Origin of the sequence: Streptomyces argenteolus (assembly GCF_042902585.1) — a bacterium.
Classification (GTDB): domain Bacteria; phylum Actinomycetota; class Actinomycetes; order Streptomycetales; family Streptomycetaceae; genus Streptomyces; species Streptomyces argenteolus.
Genome location: NZ_JBIBEG010000003.1, coordinates 760,911 through 783,562 on the forward strand (window position 1 = coordinate 760,911; position 22,652 = coordinate 783,562).

A 22,652-nucleotide genomic window follows, 5' to 3' on the forward strand; every position below is an offset into this window, starting at 1 on the left:
CTTCGGGTCCGCGTACGCCTCCCGGCCGCCGGGCCCCCTCAGTGCGCGTGCGCGTCGCCCGTCGCCCCGGCCGCGTGGTGCGGCGGGTCGTACCCCGGGACCGTGCCGTCCGCCTTGGCGACCAGCAGGAGTCCGGCCATCCCCATGTCGGAGTGGCTCTGGACGTGGCAGTGGTACATCCACGCACCGGCCCCGACGTGCTCGCCCGCGATGATCTGGAAGCCGAAGGAGTCGGCGGGACCGCAGATCTTCGTGTCGACGACCCGGCTGGGGTCCTCGGGGCCGGTGAGCAGGCCGGTCCTGTTGTCGGCCCAGCGGTGACCGTGGATGTGGAACGTGTGGTAGTACTCACCGTGCGTGATCATCACGACCTCGACCCGGTCCCCCACCGTGGCCTCGAAGTTCGGGCTCTCGTGTGCCGCCTTGTTGTTGATCGTCATGTCGTTGAAGACGATCGTGATCGTCCGGTCCGGCAGGACGTCCCCCTTGCGGCGGACCACGAGGGGACCGTACAGACCCTTGCGGATGCCGCCGGTGCCGTGGTCCGTGCCGACGACGTGGTCGTGGTAGTGCCAGTAACCCGCGCTACCCGCCTGCCAGGTGCCGTCCTTGCGCCGGCCCGGGGCGTGGGTGCGCCAGGTGTACGTCCGGGTGCCGCCCGGTTCGACGTGGCTGCGGTTCATCCGGGTGCCGTCGCTCGCGATGTCGTAGTCCACCCCGTGCACATGGAGGCTGGCGTCGGCGTCCGTGGTGTTCTCGAACTCGATGTGCAGCGTGTCGCCCTCGGTGATCTCGATGAGCGGCCCGGGGATCGTCGCCTTGCCCTTCTCCAGGCCGTAGCCGAGCTGACCGTCCGGCAGTTTCTCGGCGTACAGCTTGAGATGGCGTACGGCGCCTCCCGCGGGCGCGGTCTTCGCCGGGTTCTCCGCGGAGGTGGCCTGCACCGCACCGAGTGACATCGATGTCACCCCGGTGGCGGCGGCCACTCCGCCACCCACCAGCATCCGGCGGTTGAAGGTCCTGCGGTCCATGTCGAACTCCCCACTGCGAGAAGGAAACTGACGCGCTGATCCCCTGGACGGCCCACACGGTAGCCGGGGCCCGAGGGTTTATCCACACTCAGGACAAAGTTCGTTCGATTGCTGCCATACCTATTGGCGCGCCGCGAAAAGAGGTCTAGCTTCGTGCGCTGTCGCCTTCAGCTCAGAGGTGCGATGAGAGAGAAGTGACCGGAGAAGTGACCAAGAGGGGTGGGTGACCACATGCAGCGCACACCACATCACAGGTCCAGATCGCGCCGCGGCATCGCGGCGGCCGTGGCAGCGGGCGCCCTGACCGCCTCCCTGCTCGGCGGGAACGCGGCCACCGCAAGCCCTTATCCGGATCCAGGGCTGAAGGAGAGGATCGCGACAACGTTGTCCCTGCCTTCGCCGCCGGGCGGGGCCAACGTGCGGGTGCTCGTGTTCCACGCCTCGGCGGGTGACGAGTCCCCGACCGTGGACGCCGGCATCGCGGCCATCGAGAAGATCGGGCTCAGCGGTCCGGAAGCCGGGCAGTTCAAGACCGTCGCCACCGACGACGCCGGGGTGTTCACCAACGGCAAGCAGCTCGGCAGGTACAACGCGGTCGTCTTCCTGACCGGCGGCGGCGACGTCCTCGACCCGGAGCAGGAAGCAGGCCTGGAGGCGTACATGGAGGCCGGCGGCGGCTTCCTCGGCATCCACGACGCGGCGCGCACGGAGCCCTACTCCGACTGGTTCACCGGTCTGGTCGGGGCCCGCCCCGCGGCGGACAGCCCGACGGCCGTCCAGCGCGCCACCGTGGAGATCGGCGACCGGCAGCACCCGGCGACGAGGAACCTCCCGCTGGAGTGGAAGCGTCCGGACAAGTGGCTGAACTGGAAGGACAATCCGTCCGGCGACGTGCACACCGTGGCCCGGGTGCGCGAGCTCACCTACACCCCGGGCAAGAGCGCCAACGGCTGGGACCACCCGGTCTCGTGGTGCCGTGACTACGACGGCGGACGCTCCTTCTACACCGCCATGGGCGGTACGGCGGCGAGCTTCGCCGAGACCGACTTCCGCGACCACCTGCGCGGCGCGCTCGCCTGGACGAGCCGTCTCTCGCAGGCCGACTGCAAGGCCACGATCGACTCCCACTACACGGCCGAGCGGCTCACCCAGCCCAACCGGCCGGGGCAGAACGACCAGATCGGCGAGCCGCACGGCCTGGTGACCGCGAAGGACGGCCGGGTCTTCTACATCGGGCGCGGTGGCGCGGACAGCAGCGCGCCGGTGGTGACGGACTGGAACGACCCGAACATCGGCAAGGGCGAGGGCGAGATCCATGTGTACGACCCGGCGACCGGGAAGGTCACCCTGGCCGGCAAGCTGAGCGTCTTCGGCAACAAGGGCGGCGGCGACGAGCTGGTCAAGGTGGAGGAGGGCCTGCTCGGGATCGAGCTGGACCCGGACTTCGCCACCAACGGCTGGGTCTACCTGCACTACACCCCGCACGCGAAGATCGACCGCGACAAGCAGATGGCGGTGCGGCAGGTCTCGCGGTTCACCTTCGACCACGCCACGAACACGCTGGAACTCGCGTCCGAGAAGGTGCTGCTGCACTGGCCGGTCCAGATCCACAGCTGCTGCCACGCGGGCGGCGGCATGGCCTGGGACTCGAAGGACAACCTCTACATCGCCACGGGTGACAACAACTCCTCCGGTTTCAGTGACGGTTACTCCGGCAACAACCCGCAGCCGAACTACAAGGGCGTGTCCTTCGCGGACGCCCGCCGCACCGCGGGCAACACCAACAACCTCAACGGCAAGATCCTGCGGATCCACCCCGAGGACGACGGCACCTACACCCTGCCCGAGGGCAACCTCTTCACCGGCAAGGAGCCCGACGAGGGCGGTGGCAAGACCCGGGGTGAGATCTACGTGATGGGTGTGCGCAACCCGGCGCGCATCTCGGTCGACAAGGCGACCGACACCCTGTACGCGGGCTGGGTCGGCCCCGACGCGGGCTCTCCCAGCACCACCTGGGGTCCCGCGAAGTACGACACGTTCGCCGCGATCACCAAGGCCGGCAACCACGGCTGGCCGTACTGCATGGGCAACAAGCAGCCCTACCGGGACCGCAATCTGCCCGACCCGTCCAAGCCTCTGGGCTGGTACGACTGCGACGCCCCGAGGAACGAGTCGCCCCACAACGACGGCCTGGTCAAACTGCCCCCCGTCACGTCGAACACCATCTGGTACTCGCCCCAGGGCGGCGGCGTGGACTACCCGCGTGACGCGAACGGCGTCCCGAGCTACAAGGTCGAGGACCAGAAGCAGTTCCTGCCCTGGCTCAAGGGCGGCGGCCAGGCCACGATGAACGGCCCGGTCTACCGCTACGACGCGTCGAGCACCAGCGAGGCCAAGTGGCCGGCGTACTGGGACGGGAAGTGGTTCGTCGGTGACTTCTACGACGACACCCAGCCGCGCCACGCCGTGCTGACCGACCCGAAGACCGTCGGCAAGGGCGGCCTGCCCACGCACGCCGAGTCCCTGAAGAAGATCATTCCGGTCGGTGCCGACGGCATCCGCAACCTCATGGACTGGAAGTTCGCCCCGGACGGCTCGCTCTACGTCCTGGACTACGGACGCGGCTTCTTCACCTCCGACTCCAAGTCCGCGCTGTGGCGCGTGACGTACAAGGGCGGCGGTCCGACCCCGGCCGCCGCCGACCTGGCCAGGAAGGCGGCAGCGCAGTGAGACACCCCTCGCTCCTCGCTCGACGGCGGTACGGGCCCGCACGCTGGTGGCTCGCCCTGCTCGGTTCGTTCCTGATGGTCCTCGGGCTGGCGTCGACCGCCGCGTACGGACGGGACGACGACCGGGCGGCGGCTGCCGCCGAGCAGGTCCTCAACTGGACCGCCGGTGACCCCATCGACCACTACCTGACGGCGCCGAAGACCGCGGTGGCCGGCGCCGCGACCATCGTCTTCGAGAACAGCGCGGCCACGGGCAACACGACGGGCATGCCGCACACGCTGACGTTCAGCGTGTCGGACCCGGAGTTCAACAACGACGTCGCGGTCAACATCCTGGCCAACCCCAGCGACAGCGAGGGCGGCAAGCACAGCGTCGAGGTCACCCTCACGCCCGGCCGGTACTTCTACCACTGCACGATCCCCGGCCACGGCTCGATGCAGGGCATCCTCACGGTGACCGAGGACGGCGGCGGCGAGGACACCACCGCTCCCGAGACCTCGGCGACGGTGGCCGGCGAAAAGAACGCCGACGGCGCGTACATCGGCCAGGCGACCGTCACCGTGGCGGCGACCGACGCGGGTTCGGGCGTCGACACCGTCGAGTACGCGCTCGGGGCGGACGGCGCCTGGCAGCCGTACACCGCACCCGTCGTGGTGAACGAGGTCGGGTCGCACACGATCCGCTACCGCGCCACCGACAGGTCCGGCAACGTGGCCGCGGAGAAGAAGGCCGACTTCGCGGTCGCCGCACCGCCGACGGACGACGAGACCCCTCCGGAGACCTCGGCGACCGTGTCCGGTGAGAAGGACGAGGCGGGCGCATACCTCGGGATGGCCACGGTCACCGTGACCGCCTCCGACACCGGTTCCGGCGTCAACACCATCGAGTACGCCGTCGGGGCGGACGGCGCCTGGCAGCCGTACACCGCACCCGTGATGGTCCACGAGGTGGGGACGCACACCGTCCGCTACCGCGCGACCGACAGGTCCGGCAACGTGGCCGCGGAGAAGTCCGTCGACTTCACCGTCGTCGAGCAGCCGTCGCAGGACAGGACTCCGCCGGAGACCTCCGTGGTGGTCTCGGGCGACAAGAACTCGGACGGCGCGTTCCTCACCAGTGCCACCGCCACCGTCACCGCCAAGGACGCCGATTCCGGTGTCGACAGGATCGAGTACTCCCTCGACGGCGGTCCCTACCTCGCCTACACCACACCCGTGATCGTCGACCGCGTCGGCCGCCACACCCTCGCTCACCGGGCGACGGACAAGGCCGGCAATACCTCCGAGGCGAAGCAGACCTCGTTCACCATCGCCGAGAGCGGCGGGGTCCCGGCCCCGAACTGCCCCGAGTACGACGTACGGCTCACCGTCTTCGTCGGGACGGTGGACACCGGCGTGCCCAACCGGATCACCGGAAACCGCTGCACGATCAACGAGCTGATCGAGGACGAGAAGGACTGGTCCTCGCACGCGCTCTTCCTCAAGCACGTCGACAAGGTCCTCGACAAGCTGCTCGCCGACGGGGTCCTCGACGCCCGTGAGCACAAGAGGATCTACCGGGCCGCCAAGCAGTCCGGCATCGGCAAGCCGGGCCAGGACGAGGGCTACCGCAAACTCTTCGACGGCACGGCCGAGTCCCTCGCCAAGTGGGAGCAGGTCGGCGGCGGGAAGTTCGGGCTGAACACGGAGGACGGCTCGATCACGAGCTCCACCACCGTGGACGGCATGGGGATGCTGTGGTTCCCGGCCCGGCAGTACGGGGACTTCTCGCTGAAGCTCCAGTGGCGTGACGACGCCCCCGGCGCGGGCAACGCCAACGGCGGGGTCTTCGTCCGCTTCCCGGACGTCCACGACCACCCGGAGGAGTCCCGTCCGGAGTGGGTCGCCATCAAGTACGGCCATGAGATCCAGGTCAACGACCGGCCCGACGGCGACATGTACAAGACCGGGTCCGTCTACGGGTTCGACCGGGTCGGCCTCGGCGGCGCCGGGGTCACGCCCAAGGGCACCTGGAACGACTACGAGATCAAGGTCGTGGACCAGCACTACTCGGTCTACCGCAACGGTGTGCTGATCAACGAGTTCGACAACACCGGCGGCCAGCTCTTCGAACCGCCGCGGGGCGACGACCCGGGCACCGACGGGCGGCGTTACGCCTCCGGCTACATCGGGCTCCAGGTCCACAGCACCACGGACGTGATCTCGTACCGCGACATCCGCATCAAGGAGTTGTAGGGACGAGGCACACTCAGGCGGCCGCGGCCGCGTGCTCCGGCACGCGGTCGCGGCCTCCGGGGTGCCGGTGGCGCCAGACCCAGAAGACCGTGCAGGACACCAGCGCCCAGGCCGCCAGCACGAGGTAGGGGAAGACGTACTGGTGGCCCTGGTAGTAGACCGCCGTGTGCTGGGCGTTGACCGAGGCACCGGGCGGGAGCCAGCGTCCGACGTGCCCGAGGAGCGAGGGCAGCAGGGGCCAGGACACCGCCCCGCCGGACGACGGGTTGCCGAGCAGGACCATGACACCCCAGGTCGGGATCATCGCCCAGCGGCCCATCAGGGTGTTGAACATCGTGAAGACCATGCCCGACGTGAACATCGTGAACGCCAGGATCAGCCATGACTGGGCGAAGGGCAGATCGAGCGCGCCGAGTCCCCAGTCCACCACCGCGGCGATGGCGAACCCGCCGAGCAGGGCGTACCCCACGGTGAACAGGATCCGTTCCAGCGGGTTCAGCGCCCGCGCGTGCACGCTGAGCTGGATCGCCCCGACGAAGCCGATGATGACGGCGGCGAGCGAGATGTAGAAGAGGGCGAGCCCGCGCGGGTCGCCCTCCCCGAGCGGCTTCAGGTCCTTGACGGTGAGCCGGACACCGATCGTGTCGGCGACCTTCACCCCGGTCTCGCCCAGCAGCTGGGCGACGGAGGCCCCGGAGGCACTGGCCACCTGCATCAGCACGCCCTCGCCCTCGGACCGCAGGATCACGAAGACCTTCTGCTCCTCCAGCGCCGCCCGGGCCGCCGCGCCGTCGGGGTACCGATGCAGTTCCAGCGAGGCGTCGAGCGCCTTCTCCATCCCCTCGACGAACGCGGTGGCGTAGGGGGTCCTGGGCCCCTCGACCACGGCGGCCGGGATCCGGTGCGGGGTGGGATTGGCCATCGCATAGGTGTACGAGCCCGCGAAAAGGCCGGCGGCGGCGGCCAGGATGAACACCAGGACGACCGCGGGGAAGTACGGCGACTGCTTGAACGCCTCCCACTTCTCCCGCCCGGTCGGCGGCCTGCCGTGCGCCCCGTGCCCGTCGCCGCCTCGTCCGTCCCGGCCGTCCGGTTCCCCGTGCCCATCGCGTTCCCCCGGGCCCTCCGTCGCTCCGGACGTCATGCCCGGTCACCCTCGTCGCGGCGGGCACGGCTGGGCTGCACGCGCTTGGGCTCGCCCGGCATCTTGGGGTACTCCGGCGGATAGGGCAGGTCACCGAGTTCGTGCTCGTGCTCGTCCCTCCGCGCCAGCTCCAGGACCTGGTCGAGCCGGAAGGCGTGGTCGTCCATGTCGGCGTGCAGGTCGCCCACCTCGGCGTACCGCCCGGGCATGGTCCGCAGATCGAAGTCGCGCGGCTCCGCGTCGTCGATCTCGTCCCAGCGCAGGGGCGCCGAGACCGGGGCGTGCGGGAACGGGCGCACGGAGTAGGCGGAGGCGATCGTGCGGTCCCGGGCCGTCTGGTTGTAGTCGACGAAGATGCGCTCGCCCCGTTCCTCCTTCCACCACGCGGTGGTCACCCGGTCCGGCATCCTGCGCTCCAGTTCCCGGCCCACCGCGATGGCGGCGCGGCGGACCTGGGTGAAGGTCCACTCCGGGACGATCGGGACGAAGACGTGGATGCCGCGCCCGCCGGAGGTCTTGGGCCAGCCGCGCAGCCCGTTCTCGTCCAGGACCGAGCGCAGTTCGTGCGCCGCGCGCACCGCGTCGGAGTAGTCGGTCCCCGGCTGCGGATCGAGGTCGATGCGCAACTCGTCCGGGTGATCGGTGTCGGCCCTGCGCACCGGCCAGGGGTGGAAGGTCAGGGTGCCGAGGTTGGCGGCCCACAGGACCGCGCCGAGTTCGGTGGGGCACATCTCGTCGGCGTGCCGGCCGCTGGGGAATTCGATGCGGGCGGTGGGCGTCCAGTCGGGGAGGTTCTTCGGGGCGCGCTTCTGGTAGAAGAACTCGCCCTCGACGCCGTCGACGAAGCGCTGGAGGGTGGTGGGCCGTTCCCTGAGGGCCCGGAGGATCCCGGGCCCCACGGCCTGGAAGTAGTCGGCCACGTCCTTCTTGGTGTAGCCCTTCTCCGGGAAGTACACCTTGTCCGGGTTGGACAGGCGGACGGCCCGCCCGCCCACGTCCAGTTCCATCGCCGCTCCAGCTCCCATGTCGGACACCGTAGGCCGGGTCCACATATGCCGCACATCGGAGGACGTGCCCCGCTCGATGGGCCAGAATCGGGCCATGGACCTGCCGGTGATGCCGCCCGTGAAACCGATGCTCGCCAAGTCCGTGTCCGCGATCCCCCCGGGGATGCAGTACGAGGCGAAGTGGGACGGCTTCCGGGCGATCGTGCACCGGGACGGCGACGAGGTGGTGATCGGGAGCCGTACGGGTAAGCCTCTCACCCGCTACTTCCCCGAGGTGGTCGCCGCCGTCCTGGAGAACCTGCCCCGGCGCTGTGTGATCGACGGCGAGATCGTGCTGCCGTACGAAGGACGGCTGGACTTCGACCGGCTCAGCGAGCGCATCCACCCGGCCGACTCCCGGGTCCGGATGCTGGCGGAGCGGACACCGGCGAGCCTCGTCGCCTTCGACATCCTCGCCCTGGACGACACCTCCCTGCTCACCACCGCGCAGACGGAGCGGCGGGCGATCCTGGAGGAGGCCCTCGCGGACGCCTCGGCGCCCGTCCACCTCGCTCCCTCCACCACGGACCAGGCGCTCGCGCGGCAGTGGTTCGAGCGGTACGAGGGCGCGGGGCTCGACGGGGTCGTCGCCAAGCCGCTCGACCTGCCTTACCGGCCGGACACGCGCGCCATGTACAAGATCAAGCACGAGCGGACCGCCGACGTCGTCGTGGCGGGCTACCGCTTCCACAAGAGCGGCCCCGTCGTCGGCTCGCTGCTGCTGGGCCTGTTCGACTCCCACGGCGCCCTCCAGCACGTGGGGGTGTGCGCGGCGTTCCCGATGAAGCGGCGGGCCGAACTCGTCGAGGAGCTGGAGCCGCTGCGCATCGAACCCGCGGGCCACCCGTGGGCGGCCTGGGGGGACGCCTCGGCGCACGAGGGGTCCCGGCTGCCGGGCGCACCGAGCCGCTGGTCAGGCAAGAAGGACCTCTCCTGGGTGGCACTCGCGCCCGAGCGGGTCTGCGAGGTGGCATACGACCACATGGAGGGCGACCGCTTCCGCCACACCACCCAGTTCCGGCGGTGGCGGCCGGACCGCACCCCTTCCACCTGCACCTATGCGCAGCTGGAGGAAGTGGTGCGGTACGACCTGTCCGAGGTGCTCGACGCCGGCTGACCCCTCAGGCGGTGGGGGTGGGGCCGGCGCAGGGTTCGTCGGTCGGTGCGTCCGTCGGGGCGGCGGGATCGGCCTCCGCGGAGGGCGTGGGGCAGCCCGGGGTGGGGGTGGGTCCCGGGTCGGGCGTGGTGGTGGGCTCGGAAGGGCTGGGCCCGGGGTCGGGTGTGGTCGTGGGGTCCGGCGTCACGGTCGGCCCGGGCGAGGCGCTGTCGGTGGGTTCGGGGCCGGGGTCCGTGGGCGTGGCGGAGCCGCCCGGCTGCGGACTGCCGGAATCCGAGGGTGCGGGGGTGGGGGACGGTGACGTGGACGGGCCGGGTGTGCCGCCGGGCTGCGGGCCGACGACGATGCCGCCACCGCCGGTGCCCGGGCTGCCGGAGCCTCCGACCGGGGCCTTCGGCGGGTGCGGGCTCCCGGCACCCGGGCTCTGCGGGATCACGCCCCTGCCGTCGGCGACGGGGTGGGTTCCCTTGCGGTAGAAGTCGAGCCACGACAGGACCGTGCGCAGATAGGTGTCCGAGTGGTTGTAGCTCAGGATCGCCCGGTCCAGGTCCGCCCGTACGGACAGGTCACGCGTCCCGGCGCAGAGGTAGTGGCCGGCGGCGAGGGCCGCGTCGGCGATGTTGCCGGGGTCCTTGCGTCCGTCGCCGTTGCCGTCCTTGCCCCAGTGCGCCCAGGTGGAGGGGATGAACTGCATCGGGCCGACCGCCCGGTCGTAGCGCGCGTCGCCGTCGTACGCCCCGTTGTCCGTGTCGCGGATCTCGGCGAAGCCGGCGCCGTTCAGCACGGGCCCCAGGATCGGCGTGAGCGTGGTGCCCGCGGCGTCCACCCGTCCGCCGCTCGCGTGGCCGGACTCCACCTTGCCGATGGCCGCGAGTAACTGCCACGGCAGGTGACAGCCGGGGTCGCTGCGCCCGAGTGAGCGCTGCGCCGCGCGGTACGCGGTCAGCACGGTGGACGGAATGCCCGCCTCCGCCCAGGACCGCGCGACGGCCGGTCCGGGCTTCCGCCCGGTGCTCCCCGGCGGTTCGGGGGACCGCAGGGGTGGTAGCTCGGTGTGATAGCTGTCGTCGTTCGGCACCTCGGTCCAGACGACGTCGTCCGACGCCACGTTCTTCATGTCGTGGGTGCCTGAGGTGGCGAGCCCCGGGGCCTGGGACGCGGTGAGCGCCGCCATGGCGGCCACGGCGGTGGCCGTGCCCGTGAGCCCGCGTCGCACCGTTCCGTCGAACCTCATGTGTCCTCCCTCTCCTGGGTCATCGCGTGAACGTGTCGATGGCCGCGATCCGCCAGGTGTCACCGCGGCGGACGGCGTCCACGGCGAACATGGCAGCCGCGTACGTCGTCTCCTCCTCCTTGCCGGTGCGGGTGTTGCTCTGGTCGGCGAAGACCAGCAGCCGGGCCCGGTCACCTTCGAGGCGCTCGACGCCGCTCTGGGTGACGGTCGTGGTGAGGACGAGCTTCTGCTTCGGCGCCTGGGCCCGTACCTCCGCGAGCATGTCCTCGTGCTGCTGGACCGCGTTGCCCGTCAGATAAGTGCGTACGGCGCGGTCCGCCTTCTCGGGCGAGGCGTAGTCGTAGGAGAAGACCGCCGCGACGGCTTCCGTGATCTGCCCTTTGACCTCACTGGTCCGGCTGATGTCGGTGAGCGCCGCGTTCTGCCGGCTCGGGTCCTCGCGCAGCGTCCCCGCCGAGGTGAACGCCCAGACGGCGAAGGCGCCGAGGAGCAGCGTGGCGGCGCACAGCACGGCGGGCAGTCCGATACGGAGGCGGGGCAGTCCGCTGCGCGCGGGGCCGCCCCCTGCGCCCTTGCCTTCCGTCTCCTCGCTGTCACCGCCGGCTGCCTCGGCGGCCTCGGGCGTGCCGCTCTCGGCGTCGGTGGCCTCCACGGCCTCCGGTGTCCCAGGGGCCTCGGAGGTCAGGTCCTGTGCCGGTGCGGCGGCCGTGCGCGGCGGTGCGGCGGGGGTCGCGGCGACGGTGGCGAGCCGACGGCGGCGGTTGACGAGGTGTCGGGTGGTCGACATGACGGCGGTCCTTTCGAGGCGGGACGGCGGGGCGGGGTCAGCCGGCGGTGTTGCCGACGGGCGCCTGGCCGAGGGCGCTGAGCTTCCATCCGTCGGAGGTGCGGGTGAGCTGCCCGAGCATCCGGCTCTCCTTGACCGCGGGTTTGCCCTCGGGCGCGGTCACCGTGACCCGGAGCGCCACCATCACTCCGGCCTTGCCTGCCCGGTCGTCCAGCTCCGTCACGGCTCCGGACAGGACCTGGGCGGTGCTGACGGTCCGGGCCGCCTCGATCTGCTCGACGAATCCCTTGCGTCCGTCGACGAGTTGCCGGTGCAGATCGCCGGTGGTGGAGTCCTCCCAGCTGTCGAGCCCCTGGGCGAGCTTCGCGTGGTCGAGCGTGTTCAGGTTCTGCACGGCCTGCTCCCCCGCCGCGAGCGCGTCGTCGCGGGCCTGGGCGTAGGCCGCGGAGTCGTCGTGCGCGGCGTCGTAGCGTGACCAGCCGCCCCAGCCCGCCGCGACGGCGGCCACGGCCGTCAGCGCGACCGCCGCCGTCCGCAGCGGATTCGTCGTCCGTACCCGTGCCATCGGTGCTCTCCCCTACCTGGAGGTGATGTCGACGATCCGCCAGTGCCCGCCCCGCAGTTCCGCGGTGACGGACAGCTGGGCCGCCGCCGTGGTGGCGGCCTTCCCCTCGCGCTCGTAGATCTGGTCGAGGAAGACGAGGAGGTGGGCGCTGCTGCCGCTGAGCCGGGTGACTCCGGCGCGCACGACCTGGCTGGTGAGTGTGAGTTTCTGGTCCGCGGCCTGCTTCTCGACCTGGCCGAACAGCGCCGCGTACTGCTGGAGCGCCTTGCCCCCGAGCAGTTGCTTCGCCGACGCCTTGGTGGCGTCCGTGGCCTGCGGGCTGTACGAGAAGACCTTGCCCAGGGCGCTGCTCACGTCGCCCACGACGCGGGTGGTCGCCGCCGTGTCGGTCAGCGCGAGGTTGGACGTGGCCGGGGTGTCGCGCAGCTGCCGTCCCTGGACGAACAGGGCTGCTCCCGCGCCCAGCAGGGCGACGGCCAGCACGGCGGCGAGGGCGCGTCGCCACCGTCCGCGCGTGGGGGCGTCCCTGGGTCCGGGGTCGGTCTCCGGCCCGGGGTCCGGCAGGACCTCCGCCGTGGCCGTGCTCTGCTTCATGAGCCGCTCCCGACGGGTAGCGCGTCAAGGACCTTGATCTTCCAGCCGTCCCCGGTCCGGGCGAGGGTCGCCTCGAAGCGTTTGCGCTCCGTGCCGCCCTTGCCCGTGCGCGGGGTGACGGTGACGTCGACCGTCGCGATGAGCGCCGCCGTGCCGGCCCGGTCGTCGAGGGCGGTGAGTGCCGCGGCGGTGACCTTGCCGCGTGCGGTGGCGCCGGACTCGGTGAGCTCGCCCGCGTCCTTCTTCCGGGAGCGCTCCAGCTTGTCGTGCAGCGGGCCGGTGGAGGAGCCCAGCCAGGCCGTCAGTCCGGACTCCACGCTCGCGGCGCTCCCGCCGTCCATGCTGGTCAGCCGGGCGAGGTGCCGCTTGCCGTCGGCGAGGGCCGCGTCCCGGCTCTTGGCGTACGCCAGGGTGTCGTCACTCCGCGCGCCGGCGTACGACCACGCGCCGAGCGCGCAGACCAGCACGGCGGCGAGCAGCCCGGCCCAGCCGAGCCTCGTCCTCGTACGCCCGCTCATGCGCCGCCTCCCAGACCGAGCAGACCGGCGATCCCGTCGGCCCGCGGCGCGGTGTCCCCCGCGTCCGTCGTGGCCCCGGTGTCAGCGGCGGCGCCGAGGGTGCCCGAGAGGCCGGAGGCCGGCTCGAACGGCTCGGGGACGGGTCCGCCCTTCGGGGCGTTGGCGCTGCCCCGCACGTTGATCCCGCTGCCGGGCGACGAGGTGCAGCGGGCCCCGGTGTTGGCCTCGGGGGCCGCCGAGAGGTCGGTGCCGGGCCGGTAGGTGGTGGAGCCGTAACCGGCGGTGCAGGGAAGGGGCTCGAAGAAGGTGACCGACATGCCGAACCTGGCGCCGTCCTCGTCGATCGCGCTCGCGCCGGCCGCCGCGACCGCGGGTACCTTCACCAGGAGTTCCTCCAGGCCGCGCTGCCGGGTGACGGCCACCTCCGAGGTGGTCAGGAGGTTGGCGACGACGACGCCGAAGGCGGGGTCGAGGTCGCGCAGCAGCCCGCTGATCTGCTGGGTGGCGCCGGGCGCGGCGGCGATGAGCCGGCGCAGGTCGGTGTCGGACGCCTTGAGTTCGGCGGCGAGTTCCTCGGCGCCCGAGGCGAAGCCCTTGAGGGCCTCGCCCTGTTCGGCCTGGGTCCGCAGCACGGTCTCTCCGTCGGCCATCAGCTTCGTGGTGGTCGGCAGGGCCTCGTCCGCGGCCTCGACGAACTCGCTTCCGGTGTCCAGCAGGACCTGGAGGTCGTCTCCGCGGCCCTCGAAGGCGGCGCCGAATTCGTCGACCACCGTGCGCAGGGCCTCGGCGTCGACGGACTTCGTCAGGTCGTTGACGCTGGTGAGGACGTCGGTGACGGGCGCGGGGACGGTGGTGTCGGCCTGGTCGATGACGGAGCCGTTGTCCAGGAAGGGGCCGTCCGCCCGGGTGGGCCGCAGGTCGATGTACTGCTCCCCCACCGCGGAGAGGCTGGCGACGACGGCGCGCAGGCTGTCCGGGATGGGGGGCGCGTCGTTGTCGATGCGCAGTTCGGCCTCGACTCCGGCGTCGGTCAGCTCGATGGGTCCGACCCTGCCCACGGACACCCCCCGGTAGCTGACGTTGGAGTGGGTGTAGAGGCCGCCGGTCTGCGGCAGTTGCACCGTGACGGTGTAGTAGTCGCGAAGGCCGATGTAGTGACCGAGGTCGGCGTACCGCACCCCGAGGAAGCCGAGGACGAGTACGGCGATGACGAGGAAGGCCAGGTTCTTGAGCCGGGTGGCGAGGGTGATCATCAGCTGGTTCCCTCCGTTCCGGACGTGGTGACCGAGGGGAGCGGCAGGGGCAGCGCCGAGCGTGAGCTGTGCCGGCCGGCGGATGCCGGGGCGGGGGTGAGCGCGGGGATGATCTGGGTGCCGGGCAGGGCCGTCACGTCCAGGTAGACGTTGAGGTAGTCGCCCTTCACCCCGCGGAGCACCTCGTCGGTGAAGGGGTAGGTGACCAGCACCTGGAGGGAGTCGGGCAGGTCGTTGCCGGAGTCCGCGAGGGCGGTCAGGGTGGGGGCGATGGCCTTGAGGTCGGCGATCATGTCGGCCTTGCTCTTGTTGATGGTGTCGACGGCGACGGTCGAGAGCGTGTCGAGCGAGCGGAGCATGGTGAGCAGCGAACCGCGCTGCTTCTCCAGGACCTTCAGTCCGGGGCTGAGTCCGGTGAGGACCGTGCCGACGTCCTGCTTGCGGGTGGCCAGGGTCGCGGCGAGCCGGTTGACTCCGTCGAGTGCCTGGGTGATGTCCTCCTTGTGGTCGTCCAGGTCGGTGACCAGGGTGTCGACGCGGTTCAGCATCGAGCGGACCTGGGGCTCCTGCCCGGCGAGTGCCTTGTTGAGCTCGGTGGTGATGGTCTTGAGCTGGCTGACCCCGCCGCCGTTGAGGAGCATGGAGAGGGCTCCGAAGACCTCTTCGACCTCGGGGTTGCGGTTGGTGCGGGAGAGCGGGATCCGGTCCCCGTCCGCGAGGCTGCCCTCGGCGGTCCCGGTGCCCGGGGGCGAGAGCTGGACGAACTTCTCGCCGAGGAGGCTCGACTGTTCGAGGTGGGCGTAGGCGTTGGCCGGCAGGTCGACCTTGCCGTTGACCCGCATGGTCACCCTCGCGGTCCAGCTCCCGGGGGTGAGGGAGATCCGGGTGACCCGCCCGACGGCGACGTCGTTGACCTTGACGGAGGACTGCGGGGCGAGACTGAGCACGTCCCCGAACTCCGCGGTGATCTCGTACGGGTGGTCGCCCAGATCGGCCCCTCCGGGCAGCGGCACCTGGTCGAGGCCGTCGATCGACGGCAGGCCGACCGTCGTGGCCACGAGCACGAGGCCGACGCCCACGGCGACCGCGGCGCCGAGGCCTGTGACCACGCGGGTACCGGGTCTGCGCAGGGCGGGACTCATCGGGTCGCCTCCTTCTTCTCGGGCGTCCCGGTCTTCTCGGGCGTGCCGTAGACGGTGCCGACGGCGGGCAGCGGCAGGGCGGGCAGTGCCTTCTGCCGGGTGCCGTCCACCGGCGCGAGCCCGTCGAGCGTCGTGGCACCCTGCTCGGCGCTCGTGAGCGGACCGCCCATCGACAGCTCGTTGAGGTTGGTCCGCCCGTTGAGGGTGCGGTTGGCCGGGTCGTAGGCGTTGAGTACGTTGCCGGCCGCGAGCGGCAGCGTGTCGAGGGACTCGGCGAGCGAGGCGCGCTGGTCGACGAGGGTCTGGGTGAGGGGCACCAGGAGGTCCACGTTCTTCTTGAGGGCGCCGCGGTTCTTCTGGATGAACCCCTTCACCTGGCCGAGTGCCTTGCCCAGTTCGGTGAGGGCGGCGCCGAGGTTCTCCTTGTCGTCGGCGAGGAATCCGGTGACGGAGTTCAGCTGCTGCTCGGCGGCGCGCACGTTGCCGTCGTTGTCCTTCAGCATCGTCGTGAAGGTCTGGAGGTAGGACAGCGTGTCGAAGAGGTTGCCGCTGCTCCGGTCGAGGGTCTTGGTGGCCTTGCCGAACTGTTCGATGGAGTCCCCGATGGCCTCTCCGTTCCCGTCGAGGTTCTTCGCCCCGGTGTCGAGCAGCTCGGAGAGAGCTCCGTCCGCGTTGGCCCCCTCCGGCCCGAGGGCGGTGGAGAGTTCGGTGATCGACTCGTACAGCTGGTCGACCTCGACGGGGGTGGCGTTGGCCGCCGCCGGCAGGACGGCACCCTCCTCCAGCCGCGCTCCCCCGGTGTAGGCCGGCGCGAGCTGCACGTACCGGTCGGCGACCAGGCTGGGGGCGACGACGACGGCGTGCGCCGCGGCGGGGACCTCGACGCCCTCGTCGAGCTTCAGGACGACCCTGACCTCCTCGCCGTGCGGCTCCACGGACTCGACGGTGCCGACCTTCACACCGAGGACGCGCAGGTCCGAACCGGCGTAGACGCCCGTGGCCCGGTCGAAATAGGCGGTGACGGTCGTCCTCCCCCGTTCGTCCATGGCCATCACGCCCGACGTGGCGGCGACCGCCACGACGGCGAGCCCCGCGCCGATGCCGATGATGCGTGTGCGCCTCATGTCAGCGCCCTCCCTGCTTCGGCGGCATGCAGTCGCCGTTCGTCGGGGGTGTGCCGGCGGGCAGATAGCTCTTCGGCACGACACCGCAGACGTAGTTGTCGAACCAGCGGCCGTTGCCCAGGGTGTTGCCGACCAGGCGGTTGTAGGAGCCCGCCAGGGAGAGCACCTTGTCGAGGCTCTTGCGGTTCTTCACCAGGACCGCGGTGACCCGGCCGAGCGAGTCCAGGGTGGGCTTGAGCTGCTTGTTGTTGTCCGCCACGAGCCCGGTGAGCTGGGTCCCGAGGTCACGGGTCCCGGTGAGCAGCAGGTGGATGGAGTCGCGCCGGGCCTGGATCTCGCCCAGCAGCAGGTTGCCGTCCTCCAGCAGGGTCTCGAAGCTGCTCTTCTTGTCCGCGAGCGTCTTGGTCAGCTGTTTGCTGCCCTTGAGGAGGGTGGCGAGCTGGGCGTCCCGCTCGGACACCGTCCTCGACAACGCGGACAGCCCGTTCGCGGCGCTGCGTACGTCGGGCGGGGAGTCCTTGAAGGTCTCGGAGATCGTCTCGAAGCTCTGGGCGAGCCGGGCCGTGTCGATCTCGCCGATCGTCTCGCCGAGCCCGTTGAAGGCCTGCGTGACGTCGTACGGAGAGGTCGTGCGGCTCGCCGTGATCCTCGCGTCCGGGTCCTGCGGTCCGTCGCCCAGCGGGTCCACCGCGAGGTATTTGTCGCCCAGCAGGGTCTTGATGGCGATGCCGACCGTGGAGGAGTTGCCGATCCAGGCGTCCTCGACCTCGAAGTCCACCCGGACCTTGGCACCGTCGAGCGAGACGCCGGTGACCTCACCGACCTTCACTCCGGCGATCCGTACCTCGTCGCCCTCGTCGAGTCCGGCCGACTCGGTGAAGTCGGCGCTGTAGGTGGTGCCGCCGCCGATGAGGGGCAGCGAGTCCGCGCGGTAGGCGGCGAGGCCGACGAGGGCCAGCACGAGGAGGCCGACGATGCCGACGGCGACGGGGTTGCGTTCGCGTACGGGCTTGATCCTCATGCCTGGCACCTCGGTCCGCCGATCGTGATGCCGGTGGGCGGGGCGCTGCCGTCCTCGGTCGTCACGCCGCTGACGCGGGCTTCGCAGAGGTAGAGGTTGAGCCACGACCCGTAGGAGGTGAGGCGGGTGATGGCCTCCATCTTGGCGGGTGTCTTGCGCAGGAAGCTCTCGATCGTGGGCGCGTTCTCGTCCAGCCGGTCGCTGAGCCGCCCCAGCTGGGCGATGTCGTCCTTCAGCGGCGCCCGTCCGTCCTGGAGGAGGTCCGCGGTGACGGTGGTGAGCGCGCCCATGGCGGTGACCGCCTCGCCGAGCGGTTTGCGGTCCCCGGCGAAGCCCGTGACGAGCTTCTGCAGGGTCACGACGAGGTCGTCGAAGCCGGCCTCCCGGTCGTTGACGGTCTTCAGGACCGTGTTGAGGTTCTTGATCACCTCGCCGATCACCTTGTCCTTGGCAGCGACGGTCCCGGTCAGCGAGCCGACGTGGGAGAGGATGCTGTCGACCGTGCCGCCCTCGCCCTGGAGGACCTGGACGATCGATCCGGCGAGCTGGTTGACGTCGGGGGGTGACAGTCCCTCGAAGAGCGGCTGGAAGCCGTTGAAGAGCTGGGTGAGGTCGAGCGCGGGGGTGGTGCGCGAGAGCGGGATGGTCTCCCCCGGCCCGAAGCTCTCGCCGACGGGCCCGGCGCCCTGGTCGAGATCGACGTAACGCTGCCCGACCATGTTGAGGTACTTGATCGAGGCGGTGACCGACGCGGGCAGCTCGCGGCCCTTGCGGACGGCGAAGCGGACCTCGGCCAGCCGCTTGTCGGCGACCCGGACGGACTCGACCTGCCCGACCTTGACGCCGGCGATCCGGACGCTGTCACCGACGACGAGGCCGGTGGCGTCGGTGAACCTCGCCTTGTACGAGGTGGTGTCGCCGACGTCCGTGTCGGCGATGGCCAGCCCGAGGACGGTGGTGGCCAGGGTGGTCACCACGACGAAGACGGCGGACTTGACGAGCGGTCCCGTGAGGGAGCGGCGCTTCACTTGAGCTTCACCTCCGCACCGCGGAAGGCCGGACCGATGAGCACGCTGCTCCAGTCGGGCAGGGTCTGTGGCGGGACTTTCAGGGAGGGGGCGACGAGTTCGTTGACGAGCCGGCTCTCCTCGGGCGAGTTGGGCATGCCGAGCGCGGTCTCCGCCGTCCTGTCCTCCCCGGTCGCCTCTTCGCCGGGGGTGGCGGTGCCGGCGGGGGCGGTGCGGGCGTCCGCGGTGGGCGACGCCTTGCCGGTGTAGGGCACCGAGTAGCAGTGCGGCCCGCCGGTCGCGTCGTACACCGGGGTGTCCCTCCCGGCCACGTACTTCCCCTTGGACTCGACGGGCCTGAGGGTGACATGGAGCCCCGGCCGATCGGTTCCCTTGCCGAGCGCCTTGTCCATGGCGGGGACGAACCCCGCCATCGTGCGCAGGGTGCAGGGGAAGGCGTCCGAGTACTTCGCGAGGAGTTCCAGCGTCGGGCGGCCCGAGGCGGAGAGATGGATGAGGTTGTCCTTGTTCTTGCGCAGGAAGGAGGTGACGTCCTGGGCGGACGCGGTGGTGGAGCCGTACAGATCGGCGAGTTCGGCCTGCTGCTCGGCGATGGTTCCACTGGTGGTGGTGAAGTCGGTGAGCGCGTCCAGGACGTCGGGGGCGGCGTCCGCGTAGAGCGTGCTGACCTTCACGAGCTCCTTGATGTCCGCGTTCAGCGTGGGGAGTTGCGGGTTGAACTCCTCCAGATGGGCGTCGAGGGTGACCAGGGTGTCGCCGAGCTTGTCGCCGCGCCCCTGGAGCGCCTGGGACACCGCGTTGAGGGTGGCCGCGAGCTTCTCCGGCTTGACGGCGGTCAGCATCGGCAGGACGTTGCCGAGCACCTCCTCCAGCTCGATCGCGTTGCTGGAGCGGTCCTGCGGGATCACCGCGCCCGCCCGCAGCGTCCGCGCCGAGGGGACGGCCGGCGGTACGAGCGCGACGAAGCGCTCACCGAAGAGAGTGGTGGGCAGCATCTGGGCGGTGACGTCGGCGGGTATCTGCCCGAGTCTGCCGGGCTCGATGGCGAGGGTCAGGCGCGCCCCGTCGCCCTCGGACGCGATGTCGCGCACCTGCCCGATCACGACACCGCGCAGCTTGACGTCGGCGTTGTCGTGCATCTCGTTGCCGACGCTGCCCGTGCGCACGGTCACGGTGGCGGTGTCCGTGAAGTCCTTCTCGTACACGGAGACCGACACCCACACGAGTACGGCGGGCACCAGCACGAAGGCCACTCCCGCGAGTCTGCGGCGCACCGTCTGCGCCGTCGGAGAACGCATCAGCCGGCCACCTTCACCGTTGTCGTCGCACCCCAGATGGCGAGCGAGAGGAAGAAGTCGGTGACGCTGATCAGCACGATGGCGTTACGCACCGAGCGGCCCACCGCCACCCCCACGCCGGCCGGTCCGCCGGTGGCGTGGAAGCCGTGGTAGCAGTGCGCGAGGATCACCATGACGCTGAAGATCAGCACCTTGAGCACCGACAGCAGCACGTCGGCCGGGGAGAGGAAGAGATTGAAGTAGTGGTCGTAGGTTCCGGCGGACTGGCCGTTGAACAGGACCGTGATGGAACGGGAGGCGACGTAGGAGGAGAGCAGCCCGATCGCGTACAGCGGGATGATGGCGACGACACCCGCGATGATCCGGGTGGTGACGAGGTAGGGCATGGAGCGCACGCCCATCGCCTCCAGGGCGTCGACCTCCTCGTTGATGCGCATCGCCCCGAGCTGTGCGGTGAAGCCCGCGCCGACGGTCGCGGAGAGGGCGAGGCCGGCGACGAGCGGGGCGATCTCCCGTGTGTTGAAGTACGCGGAGATGAAGCCGGTCAGGGCGGAGGTGCCGATCTGGTCGAGAGCGGCGTACCCCTGGAGGCCGACGACCGTGCCGGTGGCCAGTGTCATCGCGATCATCACGCCGATGGTCCCGCCGATGACACCGAGGCCGCCGCTGCCGAAGGCGACTTCGGCGAGCAGCCGTTGCACCTCCTTGAGATAGCGGCGCAGGGTCCGGGGTATCCAGACGAGCGCCCGTACGTAGAAGGTGAGTTGGTCGCCGGACCGGTCGAGCCAGCCGAGCATCGACATCGGTCAGCCCCCCTTCGGCGGGACGATCTGCAGGTAGATCGCCGTGAGGATCATGTTCACGAGGAACAGGAGCATGAAGGTGATGACGACGGACTGGTTGACCGCGTCGCCCACCCCCTTGGGGCCACCGCGCGGGTTGAGTCCCCGGTAGGCGGCGACGATGCCCGCGATGAAGCCGAAGACGAGGGCCTTCAGCTCGCCGACGTAGAGGTCGGGCAGCTGGGCCAGCGCGGAGAAGCTGGCGAGGTAGGCGCCGGGCGTGCCGTCCTGCATGATCACGTTGAAGAAGTAGCCGCCGAGCGTGCCGACGACGGAGACCAGGCCGTTGAGCAGGACGGCGACCAGCATGGTGGCCAGGACGCGCGGGACGACCAGGCGCTGGATGGGCGAGACGCCCATGACCTCCATGGCGTCGAGCTCTTCGCGAATCTTGCGTGAGCCGAGGTCGGCGCAGATGGCGGAGCCGGCGGCCCCGGCGATCAGCAGGGCGACGATGAGCGGGCTGGCCTGCTGGATGACGGCGAGGACGCTGGCGCCGCCGGTGAAGGACTGGGCGCCCAGCTGCTCGGTGAGGGAGCCCACCTGGAGGGCGATGACCGCGCCGAACGGGATCGAGACGAGGGCGGCGGGCAGGATCGTGACGCTCGCGACGAACCAGAACTGCTCGATGAACTCCCGCACCTGGAACGGCCGGCGGAAGACGGCCCTCGCGACGGCGAGGGCGAGGGCGAACAGCTGCCCGGTCTGGCGCAGCGGGGCGAACAGCCGGGAGGGCGGACGGTTGCGCGGTGTCCCTGGGCTCTTCCCGGTGACCGGCACGGGCGGCCGTACGGGCGGCGGTGCCGTCATCGGCGCCCACCGTCCAAGGTCGGCGTGTAGCTGTTCATGATGGCCGTACGGGCGGCCTCGGGCAGCTGGCCCATCATGGAGATGACCCGCTCCCTGCGGCGCAGGGCGGCCTGGCGCACGGGCATTCCCGGTGAGGGTTCCAGCTGCGGTACGACGGTGCGCGGGGCGTGGCCGTAGCCGTTGCCGTTCGTCCGCTCCGCGGCGAGTGTGGCGGCGTCCTTCTCCTCCGACATGCCGATGGGGCCCTCCCGGCGTCCGGAGAGGAACTGGGAGACCACGGGGGTGTCACTGGTGAGCAGGACCTCGCGTGGCCCGAAGGTCACGAGGTTGCGGCAGAAGAGCATGCCCATGTTGTCCGGGACGGTGGCCGCGATGTCGAGGTTGTGGGTGACGATGAGCATCGTGGCGTCGATCTGGGCGTTGAGATCGATGAGCAGCTGGGAGAGGTAGGCGGTGCGGACCGGGTCCAGCCCGGAGTCGGGCTCGTCGCAGAGGATGATCTGCGGGTCCAGGACGAGGGCGCGCGCGAGTCCGGCCCGCTTGCGCATGCCGCCGGATATCTCGCCGGGCAGTTTGCCCTCGGCACCGAGCAGACCGACGATGTCGATCCGCTCCATGACGATGCGCCGGATCTCGGACTCCTTCTTGCGGGTGTGCTCACGCAAGGGGAAGGCGATGTTGTCGAAGAGCGACATCGAGCCGAAGAGCGCGCCGTCCTGGAACATGAGACCGAAGAGCTTCCGGGTCTCCATGATCTCGCGTTCGGGGCTGTTGACCATGTCGACGCCGTTGATCAGGACGCGGCCCTCTTCGGGTTTCAGCAGCCCGATGATGGATTTCAGGAAGACGGTCTTTCCGGTACCGGAAGGACCGAGCATCACACTCACCTCACCGGCCGGCAGCGTGAGGCTGACGTCCTGCCAGATGTTCTGTTTGCCGAAGGACTTCGTCAGGCCTTCGACGACTACTTCGATTCCCATCGGCCCTCCCTCGAAGGTGTGGTGAACGACGTCATCTGTCAGCGCTCCGGCTCCGGTAAATGCAAGGACGGCTCGTCACACATGCACCAGGAGGCGCACGTTATGTCCGTCGAATCCGCCAGGACAAGCCGTTGAACAGCGGAAATCGCCGGAT

At 70.5% G+C, this 22,652-nt stretch carries 20 protein-coding genes; 3 read left to right on the plus strand and 17 right to left on the minus strand.

Annotated elements, in window-relative coordinates; genetic code table 11:
* Window positions 1-38: 38 nt before the first annotated feature.
* The gene (locus ACFY8O_RS15820; RefSeq protein WP_145805941.1) at window positions 39-1,031 is read right to left on the minus strand and encodes a multicopper oxidase domain-containing protein; all 993 of its coding nucleotides are present in this window, start codon (window positions 1,029-1,031) and stop codon (window positions 39-41) included.
* A 231-nt stretch (window positions 1,032-1,262) separates the two neighbouring features.
* On the opposite strand from ACFY8O_RS15820, the gene ACFY8O_RS15825 reads away from it, so the two are divergent.
* Window positions 1,263-3,761, plus strand: a complete 2,499-nt coding sequence (locus ACFY8O_RS15825) for a ThuA domain-containing protein (protein ID WP_387902407.1) — start codon at window positions 1,263-1,265, stop codon at window positions 3,759-3,761.
* The gene (locus tag ACFY8O_RS15830) at window positions 3,758-5,995 is read left to right on the plus strand and encodes an OmpL47-type beta-barrel domain-containing protein (RefSeq protein ID WP_387902410.1); all 2,238 of its coding nucleotides are present in this window, start codon (window positions 3,758-3,760) and stop codon (window positions 5,993-5,995) included. Before ACFY8O_RS15825 ends, ACFY8O_RS15830 begins: the two co-directional genes overlap by 4 nt.
* A 13-nt stretch (window positions 5,996-6,008) precedes the next feature.
* Here the strand turns inward: ACFY8O_RS15830 and ACFY8O_RS15835 are convergent, their stop codons facing one another.
* Entirely contained in the window at window positions 6,009-7,139 is a 1,131-nt protein-coding gene (locus ACFY8O_RS15835; protein WP_387902413.1) for an ABC transporter permease, read from the minus strand.
* Window positions 7,136-8,146: a non-homologous end-joining DNA ligase gene (gene ligD, locus ACFY8O_RS15840; RefSeq protein WP_387902562.1), complete on the minus strand. Its 1,011-nt coding sequence runs from the start codon at window positions 8,144-8,146 to the stop codon at window positions 7,136-7,138. The genes ACFY8O_RS15835 and ligD overlap by 4 nt, the downstream gene beginning before the upstream one ends.
* Window positions 8,147-8,240: 94 nt before the next feature.
* Between ligD and ACFY8O_RS15845 the strand changes: the two genes are divergently transcribed.
* A complete protein-coding gene (locus tag ACFY8O_RS15845; protein WP_145805945.1) occupies window positions 8,241-9,302 on the plus strand; it encodes an ATP-dependent DNA ligase in 1,062 nt (353 codons plus the stop codon).
* Between the two features lie 4 nt (window positions 9,303-9,306).
* Here the strand turns inward: ACFY8O_RS15845 and ACFY8O_RS15850 are convergent, their stop codons facing one another.
* The 14 genes from ACFY8O_RS15850 to ACFY8O_RS15915 are packed head-to-tail and all read right to left on the minus strand — an operon-like array spanning window position 9,307 to window position 22,498.
* Complete coding sequence (locus tag ACFY8O_RS15850) at window positions 9,307-10,536, minus strand: lytic transglycosylase domain-containing protein (RefSeq protein WP_387902416.1); 1,230 nt, start codon at window positions 10,534-10,536, stop codon at window positions 9,307-9,309.
* 19 nt (window positions 10,537-10,555) lie between these two features.
* Window positions 10,556-11,323, minus strand: coding sequence for a hypothetical protein (locus ACFY8O_RS15855; RefSeq protein ID WP_387902419.1), 768 nt, complete (start codon window positions 11,321-11,323; stop codon window positions 10,556-10,558).
* Window positions 11,324-11,360: 37 nt separating this feature from the next.
* Window positions 11,361-11,888 (minus strand): hypothetical protein, encoded by a 528-nt coding sequence (locus tag ACFY8O_RS15860; RefSeq protein WP_387902422.1) that lies wholly within the window; start codon window positions 11,886-11,888, stop codon window positions 11,361-11,363.
* A 12-nt stretch (window positions 11,889-11,900) separates the two neighbouring features.
* A complete protein-coding gene (locus ACFY8O_RS15865; RefSeq protein WP_387902425.1) occupies window positions 11,901-12,482 on the minus strand; it encodes a hypothetical protein in 582 nt (193 codons plus the stop codon).
* Window positions 12,479-13,000, minus strand: coding sequence for a hypothetical protein (locus ACFY8O_RS15870; RefSeq protein WP_387902428.1), 522 nt, complete (start codon window positions 12,998-13,000; stop codon window positions 12,479-12,481). The genes ACFY8O_RS15865 and ACFY8O_RS15870 overlap by 4 nt, the downstream gene beginning before the upstream one ends.
* Window positions 12,997-14,253, minus strand: a complete 1,257-nt coding sequence (locus ACFY8O_RS15875; protein ID WP_387902431.1) for an MCE family protein — start codon at window positions 14,251-14,253, stop codon at window positions 12,997-12,999. Before ACFY8O_RS15875 ends, ACFY8O_RS15870 begins: the two co-directional genes overlap by 4 nt.
* The gene (locus tag ACFY8O_RS15880; protein WP_387902433.1) at window positions 14,253-15,395 is read right to left on the minus strand and encodes an MCE family protein; all 1,143 of its coding nucleotides are present in this window, start codon (window positions 15,393-15,395) and stop codon (window positions 14,253-14,255) included. The genes ACFY8O_RS15875 and ACFY8O_RS15880 overlap by 1 nt, the downstream gene beginning before the upstream one ends.
* Complete coding sequence (locus tag ACFY8O_RS15885) at window positions 15,392-16,519, minus strand: MCE family protein (protein ID WP_145805961.1); 1,128 nt, start codon at window positions 16,517-16,519, stop codon at window positions 15,392-15,394. Before ACFY8O_RS15885 ends, ACFY8O_RS15880 begins: the two co-directional genes overlap by 4 nt.
* Before the next feature lies 1 nt (window position 16,520).
* Window positions 16,521-17,540, minus strand: coding sequence for an MCE family protein (locus ACFY8O_RS15890; protein ID WP_387902436.1), 1,020 nt, complete (start codon window positions 17,538-17,540; stop codon window positions 16,521-16,523).
* Entirely contained in the window at window positions 17,537-18,568 is a 1,032-nt protein-coding gene (locus ACFY8O_RS15895; protein ID WP_145805965.1) for an MCE family protein, read from the minus strand. Before ACFY8O_RS15895 ends, ACFY8O_RS15890 begins: the two co-directional genes overlap by 4 nt.
* The gene (locus ACFY8O_RS15900) at window positions 18,565-19,866 is read right to left on the minus strand and encodes an MCE family protein (protein ID WP_387902440.1); all 1,302 of its coding nucleotides are present in this window, start codon (window positions 19,864-19,866) and stop codon (window positions 18,565-18,567) included. The genes ACFY8O_RS15895 and ACFY8O_RS15900 overlap by 4 nt, the downstream gene beginning before the upstream one ends.
* Window positions 19,866-20,669: an MlaE family ABC transporter permease gene (locus tag ACFY8O_RS15905; RefSeq protein WP_387902443.1), complete on the minus strand. Its 804-nt coding sequence runs from the start codon at window positions 20,667-20,669 to the stop codon at window positions 19,866-19,868. The genes ACFY8O_RS15900 and ACFY8O_RS15905 overlap by 1 nt, the downstream gene beginning before the upstream one ends.
* 3 nt (window positions 20,670-20,672) lie before the next feature.
* Complete coding sequence (locus ACFY8O_RS15910) at window positions 20,673-21,518, minus strand: MlaE family ABC transporter permease (RefSeq protein WP_145805971.1); 846 nt, start codon at window positions 21,516-21,518, stop codon at window positions 20,673-20,675.
* Window positions 21,515-22,498, minus strand: coding sequence for an ABC transporter ATP-binding protein (locus ACFY8O_RS15915; protein WP_145805973.1), 984 nt, complete (start codon window positions 22,496-22,498; stop codon window positions 21,515-21,517). Before ACFY8O_RS15915 ends, ACFY8O_RS15910 begins: the two co-directional genes overlap by 4 nt.
* Window positions 22,499-22,652: the final 154 nt, after the last annotated feature.